Source organism: Streptomyces sp. NPDC060027 (assembly GCF_042737005.1).
Lineage (GTDB): Bacteria > Actinomycetota > Actinomycetes > Streptomycetales > Streptomycetaceae > Streptomyces.
In genome coordinates this window covers 1-20,874 of the sequence record NZ_JBHWVI010000119.1, presented here as the reverse complement: position 1 = coordinate 20,874, position 20,874 = coordinate 1, and the positions used below count along the sequence as shown (strand labels likewise).

Below are 20,874 nucleotides of genomic sequence, written 5' to 3'. Positions count from 1 at the left end.
GCGGCCCTGGCCCGCCGCCTCCGATCCTCCCACGTTCGGGATCGGGAACCGGCCGCAGGTCCATCAGGCGGACGCATCCGGCCGGGTCGCGTCGTCCGGCGTACGCCCCAGGAGCGCCGGAGCGGGCCTGCCCCGGCCGTCTCGGCGGACCGGCTCCCCCGCCGTGTCCGCGGGCAGCACGGGAAGCGTCGCGGCCTCGGCCGGGGTCGTCTACCGGGCCGCCAGCGCGTGTTCGCCCGCCTTGCGCATGGCGCCGAGCGGCGCGGGCGTCCGCCCGGTCATCTGCTCGACCTGGAGCACCGCCTGGTGTACGAGCAGGTCGAGTCCGCCGACCACGGCTCCGCCGTACGCCGACCAGCGCGCCGCGAGAGCGGTCGGCCAGGGGTCGTACAGCACGTCGAAGAGGGTCGCGGGGCGTTCCGGGACGGCGGCGGCCAGCGTGTCCGTGGTCCCCGCCGGAGTCGTGGCGATGACCAGCGGCGCCCGCAGGGCCCGCTCCGCGTCCGCCCAGTCCTCGGTGCGCACCTCGATGTCGAGCCGCTCGCCCCACTGCCGCATCTCGGCGGCCCGCTCCTTGCTGCGGACGTACGCGACGACCTCGCCGGTGCAGATCCGGGAGAGGGCGGCCAGCGCGGAGGAGGCGGTGGCGCCGGCACCGAGAACGGCGGCGGAGTCGACCTGCTCGATGCCCCGCTCGCGCAGCGCGGCGACCATCCCGGGGATGTCGGTGTTGTCGCCGACGCGCCGCCCGTCCTCCGTGAACACGACCGTGTTGACCGCCTCGACGGAGGCGGCCGTCTCGCTGATCTCGTCGACCAGAGGCATCACGGCCCGCTTCAGCGGCATGGTCAGCGACAGCCCGGCCCACTCCGGTCCGAGGCCCTCGAAGAACCCGGGCAGCGCCTCCTCGTCGACCTCGAAGCGGTCGTACGTCCAGTCCCCGAGGCCCAGCTCGCGGTACGCGGTCCGATGCAGCACCGGAGAGAGGGAGTGCGCGATCGGGGAACCGAGCACGGCGGCCCGGCGGGCATCAGTTGCCCGAGCTGGCATTGAATTTGTCCTTGAGTTTCTCGAACTGGGCCAGCGTCTTGGCGAATTCCGTATTGCTCTGACCGTCGGTCGCCACGAAATACATCCAGCCGTCCTTCGTGGGGTTGAACACGGCCCTGAAGGCATCGTCGCCCGGGTTGCCGATCGGACCGGGCGGCAGGCCCCTGTGGTAGTACGTGTTGTACGGGTCCGGATTGCTGTTGATCTCGGACTCGCCAATGTTGATCTTACTCTGGCCCTTCAGGTAATTGAAGGTCGAGTCGAACTGCAGCTTCTGATTGGTCTCGGTATTGGTGATCTTCAGACGATTGTAGACGACCTCGGCCATCTTGCGGTAGTCGTCATGCGTCTTGCCCTCGGCCTGGACCAGGCTCGCGACCGTGACCACCTGCAGCGGATCATCGAGCTTGAAGGCCTTCGCCTTCGCTTCGAGTTCCATCGCCGCGTACTTCTTGTTGGCCTGCGCGACCATGCTCTTCAGCACGGTCTCCGGTTTCATGCCCTTGGCGGCGGGATACGTGAGCGGGTAGAGGAAACCTTCCAGCGGATCCTTTATATCCTCGTCGGTGTTCGCCCACTTCGGGAGCCCCAGGCTCTTGTATTCCTTCTTCGCGACCTTGGCGGTGGTGCCGCGGGAAAGTTCGAGCTTCTTGTCGATCGCCGCGTACACCTGGGAATTGCGGGCACCGGGAAACACGACCACGTTGTTCTGGCTCTTGGGGTCGAGCATCAACGCGACGGCGCTCGCGGCCGACATCTCCTTCCGCAGGAGATATGCGCCCGCCTGAATCTTCTTGCCCCCGGGATTCTCCGCCTGAGCGGAGACGAAGGCGTCCACGCTCTTGACGACACCGAGTTCCTTGAGCTTCTGGCCGATCGCGTAGCCGCCCTGGCCCTCGGTGATCTCGACGGGCACCTGCCCCGTGCCCTCGCCCGCGTAGTCGGGAGCAGCGCCGAAACGATTTTGGTAGTAGTGATAGCCGAAATATCCGGCTCCGGCGAGAACGCCTCCGAAGACCATGACGACCACCAGGCAGGCGCAGCCGCTGCGGCGCTTCTTGCCCTTGCCGCCGCCACGGCCCTTGCGGTCACCGCGGGCCCGGCGGCCCTTCGGGTCGTCATCGTCGTCGTCGTCGAGGTCGTCGTCATCGTCGCCACCGGCGAAGAACGCGTGCTCGCCCTGGTCCGGTCCCGGATCCCAGTCCGGCTTCGGCTCGGGTTCGGGCTCGCGCTCGGGTTCGGGCTCGGCACGGCGCCGGGCCGGCGGCTCGGGCGGCGGGTAGGCGTCGGGGGTGCCGTAGTAGTCGGGCTGCTCACCGGCGTACTGGCCCGCGTAGGGGTCGGCCGGGTCGGCGGCGTACGGCGCCTGAGGCTGTGCCCCGGTGTTCCAGCCGCCGTCGGCGTACTGCTGCTGCCCGCCCTGGGACGGGTACTGCTGCCGGCCCTGGCCGGGGTACTGCTGCTGACCTTGACCGTTGTACTGCTGCTGGCCCTGGTCCGCGTACCCCTGCTGGCCCTGGCCGGGGTACTGCTGCTGGTCCTGGTACTGCTGCTGGCCCTGACCGGGGTACTGCTGCTGGTCCTGGTACTGCTGCTGCCCCTGACCGGGGTACTGCTGCTGGTCCTGGTACTGCTGCTGGCCCTGCCCCGGGTACTGCTGCTGACCCGTGCCCCAGTCGCCCTGCTGCGCCTGCTGCTGCGGATAGTGCTGCGGCTGGCCGCCGTCGTAGGCGGACTGGCCGTCGGCGGCCTGTCCGCCCCATCCGACGTCCCCGTACAACGGGTCCTCCGGATGCCACGGTTCGGAGCCTGGGCCCCGGCCATACTCAGTCATCGATCCCCTACGAGCCGCGAGCCGGCAGCGGCCGGCTCCTGTGGCTCGGCTCCCGTCCGCCTCTTTACTGTGCGAGGGCTGTTCGAACGCCACCGCATCGGGCGGAACGTTACCGTATCGCGATCACATGACCACTTCGACGCCCTCGCCGGGCGACTTGCCTGACACCCGTTCGGATTCCAGGGCCTGCTGGAGAATGACGACCGCGGCGGCCTGGTCGATCACCGACCGGCCCTTCTTCGATTTCACGCCCGAGGCGCGCAGGCCCTGACTGGCCGTGACCGTGGTCATCCGCTCGTCCACGAGCCGCACCGGAACGGGAGCGATCCCGCCCGCGAGCTCCTGGGCGAAGGCACGGACCTTGACCGCGGCGGGGCCCTCGCCCCCCTTGAGGGAGCGAGGGAGCCCGACGACGACCTCGATCGGCTCGTACTCCTCGACGAGCTGTCTCAACCGGCGGTGGGCGGCCGGGACGTCACGTCCCGGGACCGTCTCCACCGGCGTCGCGAGGATCCCGTCGGGGTCGCACGAGGCGACCCCGATCCGGGCGTCCCCGACGTCGATCGCGAGCCGACGTCCTCTGCGCATGTCCGCGGCCTCTACTTGGCCGTCTCGGCGACGAGGCGCTGGACCGCGTCGATGGCCTCGCCGATGGCGGCGGGGTTCTGGCCGCCGCCCTGGGCGACGTCCGGCTTGCCGCCACCGCCGCCGCCGAGGGTCTTGGCGGCGCCGCGGACCAGCTCGCCGGCCTTCAGACCGCGCTCGCGGGCCGCCTCGTTGGTGGCGATCACCGTCAGCGGCTTGCCGCCCGCCACGGTGAACAGGGCCACGACAGCGGCCCGTCCGCCCTGGATGCGGCCGCGCACGTCGAGGACCAGCTTGCGCAGGTCGTCGGCGCCCGTGCCGTCCGGGACCTGTCCGGTGACCAGCGCGACGCCGTTGACGTCCTTGGCGGACTCGACGAGACCGGCGGCGGCCTGCAGGACCTTCTCCGCGCGGAACTTCTCGATCTCCTTCTCGGCGTCCTTCAGCTTGCCGAGCATGGCGGAGACCTTCTCCGGAAGCTCCTCGGGGCGGCCCTTGACCAGCTCCTGGAGCTGGGCCACGACCGTGTGCTCACGGGCGAGGAAGTTGTACGCGTCGACGCCGACCAGGGCCTCGATGCGCCGCACGCCGGAGCCGATGGACGACTCGCCGAGCAGCTTGACCAGGCCGAGCTGGGCCGTGTTGTGCACGTGGGTGCCGCCGCACAGCTCCTTGGAGAAGTCGCCGATGGTCACGACACGGACGCGCTCGCCGTACTTCTCGCCGAACTCGGCGATGGCGCCCTGCTTCTTGGCCTCGTCGATGCTCATGACCTCGGCCTGGACGTCCAGGTCGCGGGCGAGCACCTCGTTGATCTGCTGCTCGACATCGGTCATCACGGCCGTCGGGACGGCGGACGGGGAGCCGAAGTCGAAGCGGAAGCGGCCGGGCTGGTTCTCGGAACCGGCCTGGGCGGCCGTCGGGCCGAGAGCGTCGCGCAGCGCCTGGTGCGTGAGGTGCGTGGCCGAGTGGGCGCGGGCGATCGCCGTACGACGGCGTACGTCGATGGTGGCCTGGGCCTTGGCGCCGACGGTGACCTCGCCGACCTGGACGACGCCCTTGTGGACGTACACGCCCGGGACGGGCTTCTGGCAGTCGCGGACCTCGATGATGGCACCGGTGTCGACGCGAATGCGGCCCGTGTCACCGATCTGGCCACCGCCCTCGGCGTAGAACGGGGTGCGGTCGAGGACGATCTCGACCTCGTCGCCCTCGGTGGCGGCCGGGGAGGAGACGCCGTCGACGAGGATGCCGACGACCGTCGACTCGGCCTCGGTGCGGTCGTAGCCGATGAAGTCGGTCTCGCCGGCGGCGTCGGCGATCTGACGGTAGGCGCCGAGGTCGGCGTGGCCGGTCTTCTTGGCGCGGGCGTCGGCCTTGGCCTTGTCCCGCTGCTCCTTCATCAGACGGCGGAAGCCGTCCTCGTCCACCGACAGGCCCTGTTCGGCGGCCATTTCGAGGGTGAGGTCGATCGGGAAGCCCCACGTGTCGTGGAGCAGGAAGGCCTTGTCGCCGGCGAGGACCGTGCCGCCGGACTCCTTGGTGTCCGTGATGGCCGTGTCGAGGATGTTCGTGCCGGCCCTCAGCGTCTTGAGGAAGGCGGCCTCCTCGGCGAGGGCCACGGTCTCGATCCGCTGCCGGTCGCTGACCAGCTCCGGGTACTGCTGGCCCATCATCTCGATCACGACGTCGATGAGGTCCTTGACGACGGGACCGGTGGCACCGAGCAGCCGCATGTTGCGGATGGCGCGGCGCATGATGCGGCGCAGCACATAGCCGCGGCCCTCGTTGCCGGGGCTCACGCCGTCGCCGATGAGCATCACGGAGGTGCGCATGTGGTCGGTGACCACGCGCAGCGAGACGTCGGAGTCGTGGGCGGCGCCGTACTCCACGCCCGTCAGCTCGGTGGCCTTCTTGATGACGGCCATGGAGGTGTCGATCTCATACATGTTCTGCACGCCCTGCAGAATCATGGCGAGGCGTTCCATGCCGAGACCGGTGTCGATGTTCTTGCTGGGCAGGTCGCCGAGGATCTCGAAGTCGTCCTTCGAGATGCCCTCGCCGCGCTCGTACTGCATGAAGACCAGGTTCCAGATCTCCACGTACCGCTCGTCGTTGACGGCCGGGCCGCCCTCGACGCCGAACTCGGGGCCGCGGTCGTAGTTGATCTCGGAACACGGGCCGCAGGGGCCCGGGACGCCCATGGACCAGTAGTTGTCCTTCTTGCCGAGGCGCTGGATGCGCTCGGCCGGGACGCCGATCTTGTCGCGCCAGATGGACTCGGCCTCGTCGTCGTCGAGGTAGACCGTGATCCACAGGCGCTCCGGGTCGAGCCCGTAACCACCCTTGTCCTGGGGCGTGGTGAGCAGCTCCCAGGCGTAGGTGATGGCGCCTTCCTTGAAGTAGTCGCCGAAGGAGAAGTTGCCGCACATCTGGAAGAACGTGCCGTGCCGCGTGGTCTTGCCGACCTCTTCGATGTCGGGTGTGCGCACGCACTTCTGCACGCTGGTGGCGCGCGACCACGGCGGCTTGACCTCGCCGAGGAAGTACGGCTTGAAGGGGACCATGCCGGCGGGGACGAGGAGCAGAGTCGGGTCGTCCGCGATGAGCGACGCCGAAGGGACGACGGTGTGACCGCGCTCCTCGTAGAAGCTCAACCAGCGGCGGCGGATTTCAGCCGACTCCATCAGTGGTCCTCATTCCGGTTGTACGTGTACGTCGTGTTCTCGATGTACTTGATCTGCTTGTTGTCGCCGAGCTGCTTGCTGTCGCCGATCGCGGCGATACGGCGCTGCGCGGGCAGTTCGGGGTCCGGGCGCTCGTTCAGACCGAGCACCTCGCCGAGTTCGGCCTCTCGCTGGGCCATCCCGTCGCGGACGTCGAGCGCGAACTCCTTGAGCCGGTGGCCCGCGTCGATCGCCTTGTTGGCGGCCTGCGCCGCGAGGCTCTCGGGGGTCAGCTTCTTGAGCTTGCGGTTGACCTTGGTGGTGGCCCATACACCCGCGGCTGCGCCTGCGGTGAACCAGAACGTACGGCGGAACATCGCTGCGTCAGTCCTTCTTCCGCTTTCCCCGCCGCGCGGACGGGACGGTGCGGCCCACGATCACGGTACGCCGGGACGCTTTGTCGGGCACATTCTCACGACGGCCTCCGATGGCCCGGCGCACGCCGTAGCCGAACGCCGCGACCTTGACCAGCGGGCCGCCGAACGTGGAGGCGACGGTCGTCGACAGCGCGGACGCGTTCGACGTGACCTCCTGGACGTCCGACGCGATGGCGTCGACGCGCTCGATCTGCGTCTGCGCGGAGCGCACCGCCGCCGACGCGTCCGCCAGGAGCGGGACGGCCTGGTCGGTCACGTCCGCCACGAGCTTGGTGGTCGCCCTGAGCGTCTGGGCCAGCCTCGCCAGCGCGACGGCGAGGAAGGAGACCAGGATCGCCCAGAAGACGGCCACCAGGATCCCGGCCACCTCACCACCGGACACTGTTGCACCCGCTCCCTGACTGCGTGCCTGAACATCGAAAAGTCGTCACCCGACCCTATCGCGCCGGGGCCGCCGCTCCGTACCGCATTAGCGGCGCCGGGGCGTGGACTTGCCCGAAGCGATTGTACGGAGTGCTAGCAGGCCAGTACGCTCCGTATTTCATGACGCGTTCTCACCGCGCCCGGTCCTCCGGTCCTGCGGATCCCGGCAATCTGCCCCTGGAACTCGACGCGTTCGTAGGGCGCTCCACCGAACTCGCGCGGCTGGCCGAGGTGCTGAGGACGGTCCGCCTGGTCACCGTCACCGGCATGGGAGGTGTCGGCAAGTCACGGTTCGCGGCCCACGCGGCGGCGCGGACGGACGTGCGCGACGGTGTGTGGCGCGTGGACCTGTCCGCGGTGCACGACCAGGAACTCGTCGAGTACGCGGTGGTCGAGGCGCTCGGACTGACGGACCACACCGCGAAGGGCCCGCGGCAGGTGCTGCTCGACCATCTCGCCGGACGGCGGCTCCTCCTCGTCCTGGACGGTTTCGAGCACCTGGTGGAGGTGAGCGCCTCGCTGGTGGGCGAGCTGCTGCGGCGGTCGCCCGGGCTGCGGGTGCTGGCGGTCGGCCGCAGACCGCTGGACATCGCGGGTGAACGGGTGTTCCCGCTGGCTCCGCTGGCCGCGACTGAGGCGGCGGAGCTGTTCGCGGACCGGGCGGCGGCCCGGGTGCCCGGGTTCACGCTGGACGAGGGGAACCGGTCCGACGTGCGGGAGCTGTGCCGGCGCCTGGACGGAATCCCGCTGGCACTGGAACTGGCGGCCGGACGTCTCAGCGCACTCTCCCCCGCCCAGTTGCTCGCCCGGCTGGAGGACCGGTTCCGGCTGCTCACCGGTGGGGGGCGTGACGCGCCGCCCCGGCACCAGACACTGCGGACGGCGATCGGCTGGAGCCATGAACTGTGCACGCCGGAGGAACGGCTGCTGTGGTCACGGCTGTCGGTGTTCGCCGGGCAGTTCGACCTGGAGGCCGCCGAGTACGTGTGCAGCGGGGACGGACTGCCCGCCGACGACGTCCTCGACGTGCTCGGCGCCCTGCTCGCGCAGTCGGTGCTGTCACGCGAGGAGACGGCGGCGGGGGTGCGCTACCGGATGCTGGACACGGTCCGGGCCTACGGTGCGGACTGGCTGGCGGCGACGGGCGACGCGGAGCGGCTGCGCCGCCGCCACCGCGACTGGTACATGGGCCTGGCCACCTGGTGCGAGCTGGACTGGTTCTCGCCGCGGCAGGGCGAGGTGGCGCTCCGCGTCGAGACGGAACTGCCCAATCTGCGCTGCGCGCTGGAGTACTCGCTCACCGAGCCGGACGAGGCGCATCTGGGCCAGTATCTGGCGGGTGCGCTGTGGTTCTACTGGGTCGGCTGCGGCCGGCTCTCGGAGGGCCGGCACTGGCTGGAGCGCAGTGTCGAACTCGACGGCGACCGTGATCAGTCACGGCTGAAGGCCCTGTGGGTGCTCGGCTATGTGGCGGTCCTCCAGGGCGACGCGGTGCCCGCGCTGTCCGCGCTCCAGGAGTGCCGCGAGGAGGCGGAGCGCTCCGAGAACGCCGTCGCGGTCGCCTACGCCGAGCATCGCACCGGCTGTCTGGCCCTGGTCACGGACGACATGACGCGCGCCGAGACCCTGCTGCGCTCGGCGCTGGACCGCTATCACGAGATCGGCGAGCTCAACAGCAATGTACTGATGGGCCAGGTCGAGCTGGCGATGGCGCTCGCCTTCCAGGGTGATCTGCCGGGCGCGGTGAAGCTGTGCGAGGACGTCCGCCGGGTCTGCGAGGACCACGGGGAACGCTGGGCGCTGGCGTACGCGTTGTACGTCCTGGCGTACGAGGCGCAGGTCCAGGGCGATCAGGTGCGTGCCCGCGATCTCCTGGAGCAGAGCCTCGGTATCGCGCACACCTTCCACGATCTGCTGGGCGCCGTCCTCGCGGTCGAGCTGCTCGCCCTGGTCACGGCGGTGGAGGGCGATCCGGCGGAGGCCGCGCTGCTCCAGGGGGCGGCATCGCGGATGTGGGCGTCGGTGGGCCTGCCGCTGTTCGGCTCGGCGTACTACAACGCGCCGCACGAGCGCTGCGCGGCCCTGGCCCGGCAGCGGCTGGGCGACGAGCGGTACGAGGAGTGCGTACGGGCGGGAGCGCTGCTCGGGCAGGACACGGCGGTCGCCCGCGCGCTCGGCGGGGCCGGCGCTCTGCCGCTCGGGGCGGTGCCGTCGCCGCGCAGACTGCCCCCGGACATGCGAGAGCCCGCCGTCTCGCCCACCTCGAAGGGCGGGGAGACGACGGGCTGACGTTGACGCGCAGGTGGTGCTACGTCCGCCGGAAGAAGATCAGCGGGCGTAGTACTCGACGACGAGCTGCTCGTCGCAGATCACCGGGATCTCCTTGCGGTTCGGCTCACGGTCCAGGCGGAACGCCAGGGCCGGGAGGTTCACCTGGAGGTAGCGCGGGGTCTCGCCGTCGGGGGCGAAGCCGCCCGCGCGGGAAACCTCGAACAGCGTCTTGCTGCGGCTGCGCTCGCGGACCATCACGACGTCGTCGGGACGGACACGGAACGACGGCTTGTCGACCTTGCCGCCGTTGACCTCGATGTGGCCGTGGACGACCATCTGGCGGGCCTGGTAGATCGTGCGGGCGATGCCCGAACGAAGGACCAGCGCGTCGAGACGACGCTCCAGCTCGATGACCAGAGCCTCACCGGTCTTGCCCTGCGTCTTGGCGGCACGCTCGTAGGCGCGGACGAGCTGGCGCTCGGACACGTCGTACTGCGCGCGCAGACGCTGCTTCTCGAGCAGACGGACCTTGTAGTCCGAGTTCTGCTTGCGGCCGCGGCCGTGCTCGCCCGGCGGGTAGGGGCGGGCCTCGAAGTACTTGACGGCCTTCGGGGTCAGCGCGATACCGAGCGCACGCGACTTCTTGACCTTGGGGCGGGACTGGTTCGCCATGAACCAAACACCTCATGTTTCTGATGCGAATACGGCTTCACCAGGGTTAGGGGAGGTCGCAATCCGCAGCCCGGGAAACCCTCCTCGCCGCCGTGGAGAACCACGTGGACGGGGCGGGCAGCCGCTCCTGGGTCTGGGCACATAAGTGCAGCACGCGAGTGGCCCACCGACCGGTCCCGGAGATCCGGGTGGTGATGGGCTGCCCGCGACACCTTCGACGGTGCGCGACGCTCCTGGAATCCCCCCGTGGAGGCAGGGGCTCCGGCTGGATGTCCCGTTCTGGTGGTGCCGACCGGAGCCGGACACGGGACTCAGCGCTTCGAGACATCGTACAGGGTGCTCAGGAGCGTCCTCTACCGAGGCGATTCCTGGTCCACTCCACCGCGTCGGCGTAGCGCGCCTCGGAGCCGTGCCGGGTCGGGGTGTAGTACTCCCGGTCCTTGAGCTCCTCCGGCGCGTACTGCTGGGCGGCGATGCCTTCCGGCAGGTCGTGCGGATACACGTACCCCTGGGCGTGCCCGAGCTTGGCCGCGCCCTTGTAGTGCCCGTCGCGCAGATGCGTCGGCACCGGGCCGGCGTGGCCCTTGCGCACGTCTTCCATCGCGGCGCCGATCGCCATGGTCGCCGCGTTGGACTTCGGGGCCAGGGCGAGGGCGATCGTGGCGTGGCTGAGGGTGAGCGCCGCCTCGGGGAAGCCGATCATCGCGACGGCCTGGGCGGCGGCGACGGCGATGGGCAGCGCGTTCGGGTCGGCGAGGCCGATGTCCTCGCTGGCGGAGATCATCAGGCGGCGGGCGATGAAGCGGGGGTCCTCGCCCGCCTCGATCATCCGGGCCAGGTAGTGCAGGGCGGCGTCCACGTCGGAGCCGCGGATGGACTTGATGAGCGCGCTCGCCACGTCGTAGTGCTGGTCGCCGTCGCGGTCGTACTTCACGGCAGCGCGGTCGACCGTCTCCTCCAGCGTCTGGAGGGTGATCTCCGGCTCGCCCTTGTCGAGTGCCGCACCGGCCGCGGCCTCCAGGGCGGTCAGGGCGCGGCGGGCGTCTCCGCCGGCGATCCGCAGCAGGTGCTCCTCGGCGTCCTCGGGGAGGGCGACGGCGTCCTTGAGACCGCGCTCGTCGGCGAGCGCCCGGCGCAGCAGGCCGCGCAGGTCGTCGTCGGTGAGGGGTTCGAGGGTGAGCAGGAGGGAGCGGGAGAGCAGCGGCGAGATCACCGAGAAGTACGGGTTCTCGGTGGTCGCGGCGATCAGCGTCACCCAGCGGTTCTCCACGGCCGGGAGGAGGGAGTCCTGCTGGGCCTTGCTGAAGCGGTGGATCTCGTCCAGGAAGAGGACGGTCTCCTTGCCGTAGCCGCCGGTGGCGCGGCGGGCTCCTTCGATGACCGCGCGCACTTCCTTGACGCCCGCGGTGATCGCGGAGAGCTCCACGAAGCGCTTGTCGGTGGCCTTGGAGACGACATACGCGAGGGTCGTCTTGCCGGTGCCCGGCGGGCCCCAGAGGATCACCGAGGACGGTCCGGCGGGGCCGCCGCTGCCCTCGGCGACGAGTCTGCGCAGGGGTGAGCCCGGCTTCAGCAGATGCTGCTGCCCCACGACTTCGTCGAGGGTGCGCGGGCGCATCCGTACCGCCAGGGGACTGCTGGACGGGTCCTTCTCCTGGCGTTCTTCTGCTGCGGCGGTGAACAAGTCGGGCTCCACGTTCGAAACCCTATGTCACCGGACTGACAATCCCCGCGGGGCCGTCAGCTGGTCCAGAAGTCCCACCAGCGGGTCAGGATCAGCATCCCGATGATGCCGATGTGCAGCGTCGGCAGGACCCAGGTGAACTCCCCGAAGAAGCTCTTCATCCAGCGCGGGGCGGGCAGGAAGCCGTTGCGGACGTTGAAGGAGGTCACGTACCAGAACATGATGATCGTGGCGACCCAGGCGAGGCTGCACCAGAGGCACAGGGAGTTGATCCGGTACAGCGACTGGAACTGGAGCCAGGTGCAGAATCCGACGCCGAAGAGCGTGCCCGCGTTGAAGGTCAGCCAGTACCAGCGCGGGAAGGTGGCCCGGGCGAGCAGGCTGACACCGACGCAGATCACGATGCCGTAGGCGACGAGACCCAGCATGGGGTTCGGGAACCCGAAGGCCGAGGCCTGGTCGCTCTTCATGATGTTGCCGCAGGAGACGACCGGGTTCAGGCTGCAGCCCGGGACGAAGTTCGGGTTCTCCAGCAGCTTGAACTTGTCGATCGTGATGACCCACGCGGCAAGGAGACCGGCCGCGCCCGTGATCACCAGCAGCAGGGCGAGGGCTCGGCTGCCGCCGGCCGTCCGCGGAGCGGCGGGGCGTTCCTGGTCGGTCGGGATGTCCTTGACTGTCGTCTTGCTCATCACGCCGTTTCCGTAGCTTCGAAGGGGCCTGCGGGGCAGGCTCATTGTGCCGCACGCGCCCGCTTGTCCACCGTTCGGTGGACATAAGAAGGTACGCACGGTCGTCCCGGAGCGTTCGGTTCGGCGGGAGGCTCGCCGTCATGACAACAGACGCGGACCGGCTCGCGGTGGACGTACGGGGGCTGCGCAAGCAGTACGGGGACGTGACCGCCGTCGACGGCATCGATCTCGGCATCCGGCGGGGCGAGGTGTTCGGCCTGCTCGGACCGAACGGGGCGGGCAAGAGCACCACGGTGGAGATCCTCCAGGGCAACCGCAGGCGGGACGCGGGCGAGGTCTCCGTGCTCGGCTCGGACCCGGCGACCGCCACGCGCGCGTGGCGGTCTCGTGTCGGAATCGTCTGGCAGGACGAATCCGCGCCCGCCGAGTTGACGGTGGGCGAGACGGTGCGGCATTTCTCCCGCTATTACCCGAATCCCCGCGATCCCGAGGACGTCATCGGCCTGGTCGGTCTGGAGGAGAAGGCGGGCAGCAGGATCAAGTCCCTGTCGGGCGGTCAGCGGCGACGGCTCGACGTGGCCCTCGGCGTGATCGGCGGGCCCGAACTGCTCCTCCTGGACGAACCGACGACGGGCTTCGACCCGGCGGCGCGACGGCAGTTCTGGGACCTGATCCGCAAACTGGCCGACGAGGGCACGACCATCCTCCTGACCACGCACTACCTGGAGGAGGCGGAGGCCCTCGCGGACCGGCTGGCGGTCGTCGCGCGGGGCCGTGTCGTCGCCGAGGGCGAACCGGCGGCGCTCCGCGAGCGCTTCGGCACCGAGGCCACGGTCGAGTGGACGGAGGCCGACGGCAGCCCGCGCAGCGAACGCACGGACACCCCCACCAGGACCGTCGCCACGCTCACGCGCCGCTTCGACGGGGAGATCCCGGGGCTCCGGGTGAGCCGCCCCACCCTTGAGGACGTCTATCTGCGACTGACCGGCCTGGAGGACGCGCGATGACCACCACCGACGTACGCGTGCGCACGAGGACCACGGCGGGCAGGCTGCCCGGTGCCTGGGGGCTGGGGCTGCGGCGCGGCGCCCTGGAGATCCGGCAGTTCTTCCGGCAGCGCGACCAGGTGATGTTCACCTTCGCCTTCCCGGTCGTCTTCCTGTTCCTGTTCGCGTCGATCTTCAGCGACGACGTGGCGGGCGCGGGCATCACCGCCTCCCAGCTGTACGTCCCGGCGATGATGGCCGCGGGCATCATGTCGACCAGCTTCCAGTCCCTCGGCATCTCGATCGCGATCGAGCGGGACGAGAAGGTGCTGCGCCGGCTGCGCGGGACGCCGATGCCGCCCGCCGCGTACTTCCTCGGCAAGATATGGCTGGTTCTCGCCACGGGCGCCCTGGAGACGGCGATCCTGCTCCTCGTCGGCACCACGCTGTACGACGTCGACCTGCCCTCCGACCCCGGCAAGTGGGCGGACTTCGCCTGGATCTTCGTCCTGGGGCTCACGGCCTGCGCCCTGCTCGGCATCGCGATCAGTTCGGTCCCGAAGTCGGGCAAGAGTGCCACGTCGGTGGTCGTCCTGCCCTTCCTGGTCCTCCAGTTCATCTCCGGCGTCTACATCGCCATCGACACCATCCCGGACTGGATGCTGAACATCGGCGCGCTGTTCCCCCTCAAGTGGATGTGCCAGGGGCTGCGCGGGGTGTTCCTGCCCGAGTCCGCCCAGGTCCTCGAACAGACGGGCGGCTGGGAGTTCGGGCGGATCGCCCTGGTGCTCGGGGCATGGTGCGTCGGAGGATTGCTGCTGTGCCTGCTGACCTTCCGATGGAAGAACCGGCGCGACGGATGAGGACTCCGGCCGCGCGCCCCGACTCGGCGCCGGACGCGGTGCGTTCGGCGCCGGAGCCGAGCGGGGCTCCCGTGCGTCCCGCGTCGGGCGGGGCCCGGCCGGTGCCGGGCCAGGAGCAGCCCGTACCGGTGCCGGGCCGGGACCAGCCCGTGCCGGTGCCGGGTCAGGAGCGACCGGGGCCGGTATCTGGCGGGACCCCGACAGGTCCGGTGCCGGGCGCGGCCCGCGCTTCGAACACCTGGGAGCTCTCGTTCCGGCTCTGGGACTCGTACTTCGCGATCGTGTGGGTGGCCACCCTGGTGTTCGTGCTCGGCACGGCGCACCCGGGGATGCGCGTCCGTCTCGCGGCCGGCGGGCTGCTCCTGCTGCTGATCCCGTGGTACCTGCTGGTCGGGCGCCCCGTCCTCACGGCCGACGAACCCGACGAGCGCCGCGCACTCGGCTACATCGCGGGCGCGATCCTGCTGTTCCTGCCGCCCGGGGTGCTGGTGGGCGAGACCCGCCTGATGACCTTCGCGCTCATCCCCCAGTGCTTCATCGCCCTGCGGCTGCGCCGGGCGTTCGCCGCCACGACCCTCATCAACATCGCCCCGGTGGCGGGCTGGGCCCTGCTGTGGCGGCCCGAGGGGCAGGATCTCTTCTTCAACACGGTCTTCGCCGTGGTCACGCTCGTGTTCTCGACGGCCCTGGGCAGCTGGATCATCCGCATCATGGAGCAGAGCCGCGAACGGGCCGAGCTGATCACCGAGTTGGACGCAGGCCGCCATGAGATCGCCCGGCTCTCGGCCGCGCACGGGGCGCTGGCCGAGCGCGAACGGTTCTCCCGGGAGATCCACGACACGCTCGCGCAGGGCTTCACCAGCCTGCTGATGCTGGTCCAGGCCGTCGAGGCCGAGCTCGACCACGATCTGCCGCAGGCCCGCCGCCATCTGGCCCTGATGAACGAGACCGCCCGGCAGAACCTCGCCGAGGCGCGGGCCCTGGTCACCGGGGGTACGCCCGCCGACCTGGAGGGCGCCACGCTGCCCGACGCGTTGCGCCGGCTGGCCGCCCGCCACACCGCGACCCTCGATGTGACCGGCCCGGTACGCCCGCTGCCCGCGGGCCCCGAGGTGGTGATCCTCCGCTCGTGCCAGGAAGCCCTGGCCAACACCCGCAAGCACGCCGGGAGTTCCCCCGCGGTCGCCGTCACCCTCGCCTACACCGCCGACTCGCTGGCCCTCTCCGTACGCGACGAAGGCCGGGGTTTCGACCCCGCCGTGCCGGTCGGCGGGTACGGGCTGGCAGGGCTGCGCGCGCGGGCCGCCGAGGTGGGCGGCACGGCACTGATCCGCAGCGCGCCGGGCGACGGCACGACCGTGACCGTGTGCCTGCCCGTCCCCGGGAGTGACGAGTGATCCGGATCATCCTCGCCGACGACCATCCCGTCGTACGCGAAGGGCTGCGCGCGATGCTCAGCGCCGAACCCGATCTCGAGGTGATCGCCGACGCGTCCAGCGGGCCCCGCGCGGAGGCGCTGGCCGCCGAACTCCGGCCCGACATCGTGCTCATGGACCTGCGGATGCCCGAGGGCGGGGGCGTCGACGCGATCGTGCGGATGACGCGCGCCGGGCTGCCCTGCCGGGTCATCGTGCTGACGACCTACGAGACGGACCGGGACATCCTGCGGGCGGTGGAGGCCGGGGCCGCGGGGTATCTGCTGAAGGATCTGCCGCGTGCCGAACTGGCGGACGCCGTACGGGCCGCCGCGCGGGGCGAGACGGTGCTGGCCCCCTCCGTCGCCGCCCGGCTGGTCGATCAGCTCCGCACCAGGCCGGAGCGGCCCCGCCTCTCCGAGCGGGAGACCGCGGTGCTGCGGCTGGTCGCCGAGGGCTGCACGAACGCGGAGATCGGACGCCGGCTCTTCATCGGCGAGTCCACCGTGAAGACCCATCTGCTGCGCGCCTTCGGGAAGTTGGGAGTGGACGACCGGACGGCCGCGGTGACGAGCGCGATGCGCTTCGGATTGCTGGAGTGAGGCTCCCCCGCCCTGTCCCTTCCCCGAGGCCGGAGGGGCTGACGTCCTCCAGCCCCTGCGGCGTCACGGAGAGGGGTCCGGGGTGGAGCCCCGGGGCCGGACGGACAGCGGAGAGCGTCCGCCCGACACCGGCGGGCCCGGCGTCGCCGACACCGGGGCCGCTGCCTCACCGAAAGAACCCCGTCGCGAGAGGCGGCCCGGTACCGCCCGGGCCGACCGGGAGACCGGCCCCGGCGGGGCGCCGCCGGGGCGGAGGACCCGCGTCAGCCCAGGCGTGACCGCAGCTCGGCCACGATCGCGTCGACCGCGACCGCCGCCTGCTCGCCGGACTCCATGTCCTTGAGCTGCACGACGCCCTCGGCGAGATCACGCTCACCGGCGACGATCGTGAAGCGCGCCCCGCTGCGATTCGCGTTCTTCATCGCGCCCTTGAGCCCCTTCGCGCCGTACGAGAAGTCGGCGGCGACACCGAGCCTGCGCAGTTCGGTGACCACACCGAACAGCGTCCGGCGGGCCTCCTCCCCGAGCGGCACCGCGAACACGCTGGTGGACGAGGGGAGTTCGAGCTCCACGCCCTCCGCCTCCAGCGCCAGCACCGTACGGTCGACGCCCAGCGCCCAGCCGACGGACGGCAGCGCGGGGCCGCCGATCATCTCGGACAGCCCGTCGTAACGGCCACCGCCGCCCACCGCGGACTGCGAACCGAGACCGTCGTGCACGAACTCGAACGTGGTCCGCGTGTAGTAGTCGAGACCGCGCACCAGCTTCGGGTCGTCCTCGAAGGAGACGCCCGCGGCCGTGATCAGGTCGCGCACCTCCTCGTGGTACGCCTTGCAGGCGTCACAGAGGTAGTCCCGCAGCAGCGGCGCCCCGCCCAACTGCTTCTGGACGTCCTCGCGCTTGTCGTCGAGGACACGCAGCGGGTTGATCTCCGCGCGGCGGAGGGTCTCCTCGTCGAGGTCCAGGCCGCGCAGGAAGTCCTGCAGAGCGGCCCGGTAGACGGGACGGCACTCCTTGTCGCCCAGGCTGTTGAGCAGAATCCGGAAGTCGCGCAGGCCGAGCGAGCGGTACGCCTGGTCCGCCAGGATGATCAGCTCGGCGTCCAGCGCCGGGTCCTCGGCTCCGATGGCCTCGGCGCCCACCTGGGAGAAGTGGCGGTAACGGCCCTTCTGGGGGCGCTCGTAGCGGTAGTACGAGCCCGAGTACCAGAGCTTGACGGGGAGGTTGCCCAGCTTGTGCAGGTTGGCCTCGAGTGCCGCGCGCAGCACGGAGGCGGTGCCCTCGGGGCGCAGGGCCAGCCTGTCGCCGCCCTTGGTCTCGAAGGCGTACATCTCCTTGGTCACGATGTCGGTGGACTCACCGACACCGCGCGCGAACAGTTCGACACTCTCGAAGCCGGGCGTCTCGATGTAGCCGTAGCCGGAGTTGCGCAGCGGCGCGGCGATCGCCTCGCGGACCGCGAGGTACTTGGCGCTGTCCGGCGGAATCAGGTCGTACGTGCCCTTGGGGGCCTTGAAGGTGCTCACGGAAGTCTCTCGTCACATTCCTCGTCGAGGAGCGGAGGTCGGGTTCGCTCCGCGTTCCTGGCGGCTCGCCGCCACTTGCCGCAGATACGGGTTGGCGGCGCGCTCCTGGCCGATGGTCGTCTGGGGGCCGTGGCCGGACAGCACCACGGTCGAGTCGTCGAGCGGCAGGCACACACGGCCCAGCGAGTCGAGCATCTCGTCCATGTCGCCGCCCGGCAGGTCGGTACGTCCGATGGAGCCGGCGAAGAGCAGATCCCCGGAGAAGAACACGGACGGGATGTCCGCGCTCTCGGGCATCCGGAACGTCACCGACCCCTTCGTATGGCCCGGCGCGTGCGCGACGGACAGGTCGAGGCCCGCCAGCTTCAGCTCGGCGCCGTCGGTCAGCGTCCGCACGTCGTCGGGCTCTCCCACGGTCAGTTCGCCCATCAGCGGCATCCCGATGGAACGGCCGAGCGCCCGCTCGGGGTCGCTCATCATGTACCGGTCCTCGGGGTGGATCCAGGCGGGCACGTCGTGCGCCCCGCACACGGGAACGACCGAGGCGACGTGGTCGATGTGGCCATGGGTGAGGATGACCGCGACGGGCTTGAGCCGATGCTTGGCGAGTGCTTCCTCGACTCCCTGAGCGGCCTGATGGCCCGGGTCGATGATCACGCACTCCTCACCCGCGGCGGGGGCGACCAGGTAACAGTTGGTCCCCCAGGCCCCGGCGGGGAACCCGGCAATGAGCACGATCGTCCTTCGTGGTGGCGTACGCGCTGGTGTCGTACGGGGCGGGTGGCTGTGGATCAGAGCCTACCGGCGCTGCCGATTCCTCAGCGAACCCATATACGGTACGGGGCACACGCAGGCGGTCGGCTCACAAGACGCACGCGTCCCACACGACGTACGAGACGCACGAGGAGAAACCCGGTGGTCAGCCAGGAACAGCGGCGGCGTCAGCTCGCCCGGGAGAAGTTCTTGCGACAGCAGCAGCGCCGCACGGCCGCGCGACGCAAGACCCATACACGTAACGCGGTGATCGCGTCGGTCGTCGGCGTGGTCGTCGCGGGCGGTGCGCTGTCGTACGTGACCGGGGTCTTCAAGAACGACGACAAGAAGACCAACGCGGGCGCCGAGGTGACGCCGAGCGCCACGCCGAGCAAGGCGCCCGATCCGTGCGAGAAGCCCGCCGAGGGCAAGGTGAAGGCGCTCACCTGGAAGAAGGAGCCCGCGGTCACCATCGACAAGGCCGCGGACTACACCATGAAGATGGCGACGACCTGCGGTGACATAGACATCGCGCTCAAGGCGTCCGCCGCCCCGCACACGGTGAACTCGTTCGCCTTCCTCGCGGGCAAGGGCTACTTCGACCACACCAAGTGCCACCGGCTCACCGCCGAGGGCATCTACGTGCTGCAGTGCGGCGACCCGCAGGGCACCGGCTCGGGTGGGCCCGGCTACACGATTCCGGACGAGAACCTCAAGGACAAGGTCCTGAAGGGGAACGTGTATCCGGCGGGCACCGTGGCCATGGCCAACCAGTACAACTCGCAGTCGGGGCAGGGCCGCGACACCGGCGGCAGCCAGTTCTTCCTGGTCTACCAGGACAGTCCGCTTCCGCCCGACTACACACCATTCGGGACGATCTCCAAGGACGGAATGACGGTTCTCAAGAAGATCGCGGCCGCCGGCGCGCAGGCCGCCGACCCCACGACACAGAACACCGCCCCGAATGCGACCGTCGTGATCAACAAGGCGACAGTCGTCAAATCCTGACCCCCCAACTGCGAGATTTCGGTCGCGCGGGATGCGGACAGCCGCCCCGCCGGTCGCCTATGTTGGCCGTGACGAAACTGTGGACGATGCCAGGGGCGCTGACGCCCCTCAGAGGCATCATGTGGAGGAGGCGCTGTGAGCAGCGACCCGTGGGGCCGCGTCGACGAGACGGGGACCGTGTACGTGCGTACGGCCGACGGCGAGCAGGTCGTCGGTTCCTGGCAGGCCGGCACCCCTGATGAGGCGCTGGCCTACTTCGAGCGCAAGTACGAGGGCCTGGTTGTCGAGATCGGCCTCCTCGAAAAGCGAGTGAAGACCACCGACCTGTCGGCGAAGGACGCCCAGACCGCGATCGACCACATCCGCGAACAGGTGGACGCCCACCACGCGGTCGGCGATCTGGCGGCGCTGAAGGTGCGGCTGGACAAGCTCGTGGAGACGGTCGACGCGCGCCGTGAGGAGCGCAAGGTCCAGCGGGCCAAGCAGTCCGACGAGGCGCGGCACGCCAAGGAGGCGCTGGTCGTCGAGGCCGAGGAGCTGGCGCAGAGCGACCAGTGGCGGTCGGCCGGTGAGCGGCTGCGCGCCCTGGTGGACACGTGGAAGGGGCTGCCGCGACTCGACCGCAAGTCGGACGACGAGCTGTGGCACCGTTTCTCGCATGCCCGCTCGGCGTTCTCCAAGCGGCGCAAGGCGCACTTCGCGTCGCTGGACGCGCAGCGCGAGGAGGCCCGCAAGACCAAGGAGAAGCTGGTCGCCGAGGCCGAGTCGCTGTCCGGCTCGACGGACTGGGGTCCGACGGCGGCCCGCTACCGCGAGCTGATGGCGGACTGGAAGGCCGCGGGCCGCGCCCAGCGCGAGCACGAGGACGACCTGTGGAACCGCTTCCGCGGCGCCCAGGACGTGTTCTTCGCGGCGCGCAGCTCGGTCTTCGCCGAGCGTGACGCGGAGCAGACGGAGAACCTGAAGCTCAAGGAGGAGCTGGCCGAGGAGGCCGAGAAGCTCGTCCCGGTGCAGGACCTGAAGGCCTCCCGTGCAGCCTTCCGTTCCATCAACGAGCGCTGGGAGGCCATCGGCCACGTGCCGCGCGACGCCCGCCCGAAGGTCGAGGGCCGGATGCACGCGGTCGAGCGGGCCCTCCAGGAGTCCGAGGAGACCGAGTGGCGCCGGACGAACCCGGAGGCACGCGCGCGTGCCGAGGGTCTCACCGGTCAGCTGCAGGCCGCCGTGGACAAGCTCCAGGGCCAGATCGAGACGGCGCGCTCCGCGGGCAACACCGCGAAGGCCGACAAGCTCCAGAAGGAGCTGGACGGCCGTCAGGCGCTGCTGGACCAGGCTCTGAAGGGTCTTCAGGAGTTCGGCGGCTGACAGGTCGCGGACACGCGAAGGGGCTCCCGTACCGCCCGTACG

18 protein-coding genes are annotated in these 20,874 nt (G+C 70.3%); 7 read left to right on the top strand and 11 right to left on the bottom strand.

Going from position 1 to position 20,874, the window contains the following annotated elements:
* Positions 1-210: 210 nt before the first annotated feature.
* The 6 genes from ACFWBT_RS26375 to ACFWBT_RS26350 form a co-directional block, all read right to left on the bottom strand.
* Positions 211-1,050 (bottom strand): shikimate dehydrogenase, encoded by an 840-nt coding sequence (locus ACFWBT_RS26375; protein ID WP_385704772.1) that lies wholly within the window; start codon positions 1,048-1,050, stop codon positions 211-213.
* Positions 1,031-2,884 (bottom strand): endolytic transglycosylase MltG, encoded by a 1,854-nt coding sequence (gene mltG, locus ACFWBT_RS26370; RefSeq protein ID WP_385704769.1) that lies wholly within the window; start codon positions 2,882-2,884, stop codon positions 1,031-1,033. The genes ACFWBT_RS26375 and mltG overlap by 20 nt, the downstream gene beginning before the upstream one ends.
* Positions 2,885-3,007: 123 nt before the next feature.
* Positions 3,008-3,472 (bottom strand): Holliday junction resolvase RuvX, encoded by a 465-nt coding sequence (gene ruvX, locus ACFWBT_RS26365; protein WP_385704767.1) that lies wholly within the window; start codon positions 3,470-3,472, stop codon positions 3,008-3,010.
* A gap of 11 nt (positions 3,473-3,483) precedes the next feature.
* Positions 3,484-6,156 carry an alanine--tRNA ligase gene (gene alaS, locus ACFWBT_RS26360; RefSeq protein WP_385704764.1) on the bottom strand — a complete coding sequence of 891 codons (2,673 nt, stop codon included), beginning with the start codon at positions 6,154-6,156 and terminating at the stop codon, positions 3,484-3,486.
* The gene (locus ACFWBT_RS26355) at positions 6,156-6,512 is read right to left on the bottom strand and encodes a DUF6167 family protein (protein ID WP_385704761.1); all 357 of its coding nucleotides are present in this window, start codon (positions 6,510-6,512) and stop codon (positions 6,156-6,158) included. Before ACFWBT_RS26355 ends, alaS begins: the two co-directional genes overlap by 1 nt.
* Positions 6,513-6,519: 7 nt before the next feature.
* Positions 6,520-6,954, bottom strand: a complete 435-nt coding sequence (locus ACFWBT_RS26350) for a DUF948 domain-containing protein (protein WP_266756517.1) — start codon at positions 6,952-6,954, stop codon at positions 6,520-6,522.
* Between the two features lie 161 nt (positions 6,955-7,115).
* Here ACFWBT_RS26350 and ACFWBT_RS26345 point away from each other — a divergent pair, with 161 nt between their 5' ends.
* Positions 7,116-9,284: an ATP-binding protein gene (locus ACFWBT_RS26345; RefSeq protein ID WP_385704758.1), complete on the top strand. Its 2,169-nt coding sequence runs from the start codon at positions 7,116-7,118 to the stop codon at positions 9,282-9,284.
* A 39-nt stretch (positions 9,285-9,323) separates the two neighbouring features.
* On the opposite strand, the gene rpsD is transcribed toward ACFWBT_RS26345, so the two are convergent.
* The 3 genes from rpsD to ACFWBT_RS26330 all read right to left on the bottom strand — a co-directional run bounded on the left by rpsD (position 9,324) and on the right by ACFWBT_RS26330 (position 12,314).
* The gene (rpsD, locus tag ACFWBT_RS26340) at positions 9,324-9,938 is read right to left on the bottom strand and encodes a 30S ribosomal protein S4 (RefSeq protein WP_326788915.1); all 615 of its coding nucleotides are present in this window, start codon (positions 9,936-9,938) and stop codon (positions 9,324-9,326) included.
* Positions 9,939-10,278: 340 nt separating this feature from the next.
* Positions 10,279-11,634 (bottom strand): replication-associated recombination protein A, encoded by a 1,356-nt coding sequence (locus tag ACFWBT_RS26335; RefSeq protein ID WP_385704754.1) that lies wholly within the window; start codon positions 11,632-11,634, stop codon positions 10,279-10,281.
* 44 nt (positions 11,635-11,678) lie between these two features.
* Positions 11,679-12,314, bottom strand: coding sequence for a vitamin K epoxide reductase family protein (locus ACFWBT_RS26330; RefSeq protein ID WP_356463768.1), 636 nt, complete (start codon positions 12,312-12,314; stop codon positions 11,679-11,681).
* Positions 12,315-12,454: 140 nt separating this feature from the next.
* On the opposite strand from ACFWBT_RS26330, the gene ACFWBT_RS26325 reads away from it, so the two are divergent.
* From ACFWBT_RS26325 to ACFWBT_RS26310, 4 genes are read left to right on the top strand one after another with little or no spacing between them, the layout of a single operon-like run.
* A complete protein-coding gene (locus ACFWBT_RS26325) occupies positions 12,455-13,321 on the top strand; it encodes an ABC transporter ATP-binding protein (RefSeq protein ID WP_385704751.1) in 867 nt (288 codons plus the stop codon).
* Entirely contained in the window at positions 13,318-14,163 is an 846-nt protein-coding gene (locus ACFWBT_RS26320) for an ABC transporter permease (protein ID WP_385704749.1), read from the top strand. The genes ACFWBT_RS26325 and ACFWBT_RS26320 overlap by 4 nt, the downstream gene beginning before the upstream one ends.
* Positions 14,160-15,560 (top strand): histidine kinase, encoded by a 1,401-nt coding sequence (locus ACFWBT_RS26315; RefSeq protein WP_385704746.1) that lies wholly within the window; start codon positions 14,160-14,162, stop codon positions 15,558-15,560. Before ACFWBT_RS26320 ends, ACFWBT_RS26315 begins: the two co-directional genes overlap by 4 nt.
* Positions 15,557-16,180 (top strand): response regulator, encoded by a 624-nt coding sequence (locus tag ACFWBT_RS26310; protein ID WP_385704744.1) that lies wholly within the window; start codon positions 15,557-15,559, stop codon positions 16,178-16,180. Before ACFWBT_RS26315 ends, ACFWBT_RS26310 begins: the two co-directional genes overlap by 4 nt.
* A gap of 263 nt (positions 16,181-16,443) precedes the next feature.
* Here ACFWBT_RS26310 and hisS read toward each other — a convergent pair whose 3' ends face one another.
* The gene (gene hisS, locus ACFWBT_RS26305) at positions 16,444-17,706 is read right to left on the bottom strand and encodes a histidine--tRNA ligase (protein WP_385704742.1); all 1,263 of its coding nucleotides are present in this window, start codon (positions 17,704-17,706) and stop codon (positions 16,444-16,446) included.
* 12 nt (positions 17,707-17,718) lie between these two features.
* Positions 17,719-18,441, bottom strand: a complete 723-nt coding sequence (locus ACFWBT_RS26300; RefSeq protein ID WP_385704739.1) for an MBL fold metallo-hydrolase — start codon at positions 18,439-18,441, stop codon at positions 17,719-17,721.
* A gap of 180 nt (positions 18,442-18,621) precedes the next feature.
* Between ACFWBT_RS26300 and ACFWBT_RS26295 the strand changes: the two genes are divergently transcribed.
* Both ACFWBT_RS26295 and ACFWBT_RS26290 read left to right on the top strand, forming a co-directional pair.
* On the top strand, positions 18,622-19,467 hold the full coding sequence (locus ACFWBT_RS26295; protein ID WP_385704737.1) for a peptidylprolyl isomerase: 846 nt from the start codon (positions 18,622-18,624) through the stop codon (positions 19,465-19,467).
* Between the two features lie 135 nt (positions 19,468-19,602).
* A complete protein-coding gene (locus ACFWBT_RS26290) occupies positions 19,603-20,832 on the top strand; it encodes a DUF349 domain-containing protein (protein ID WP_266756535.1) in 1,230 nt (409 codons plus the stop codon).
* Positions 20,833-20,874: the final 42 nt, after the last annotated feature.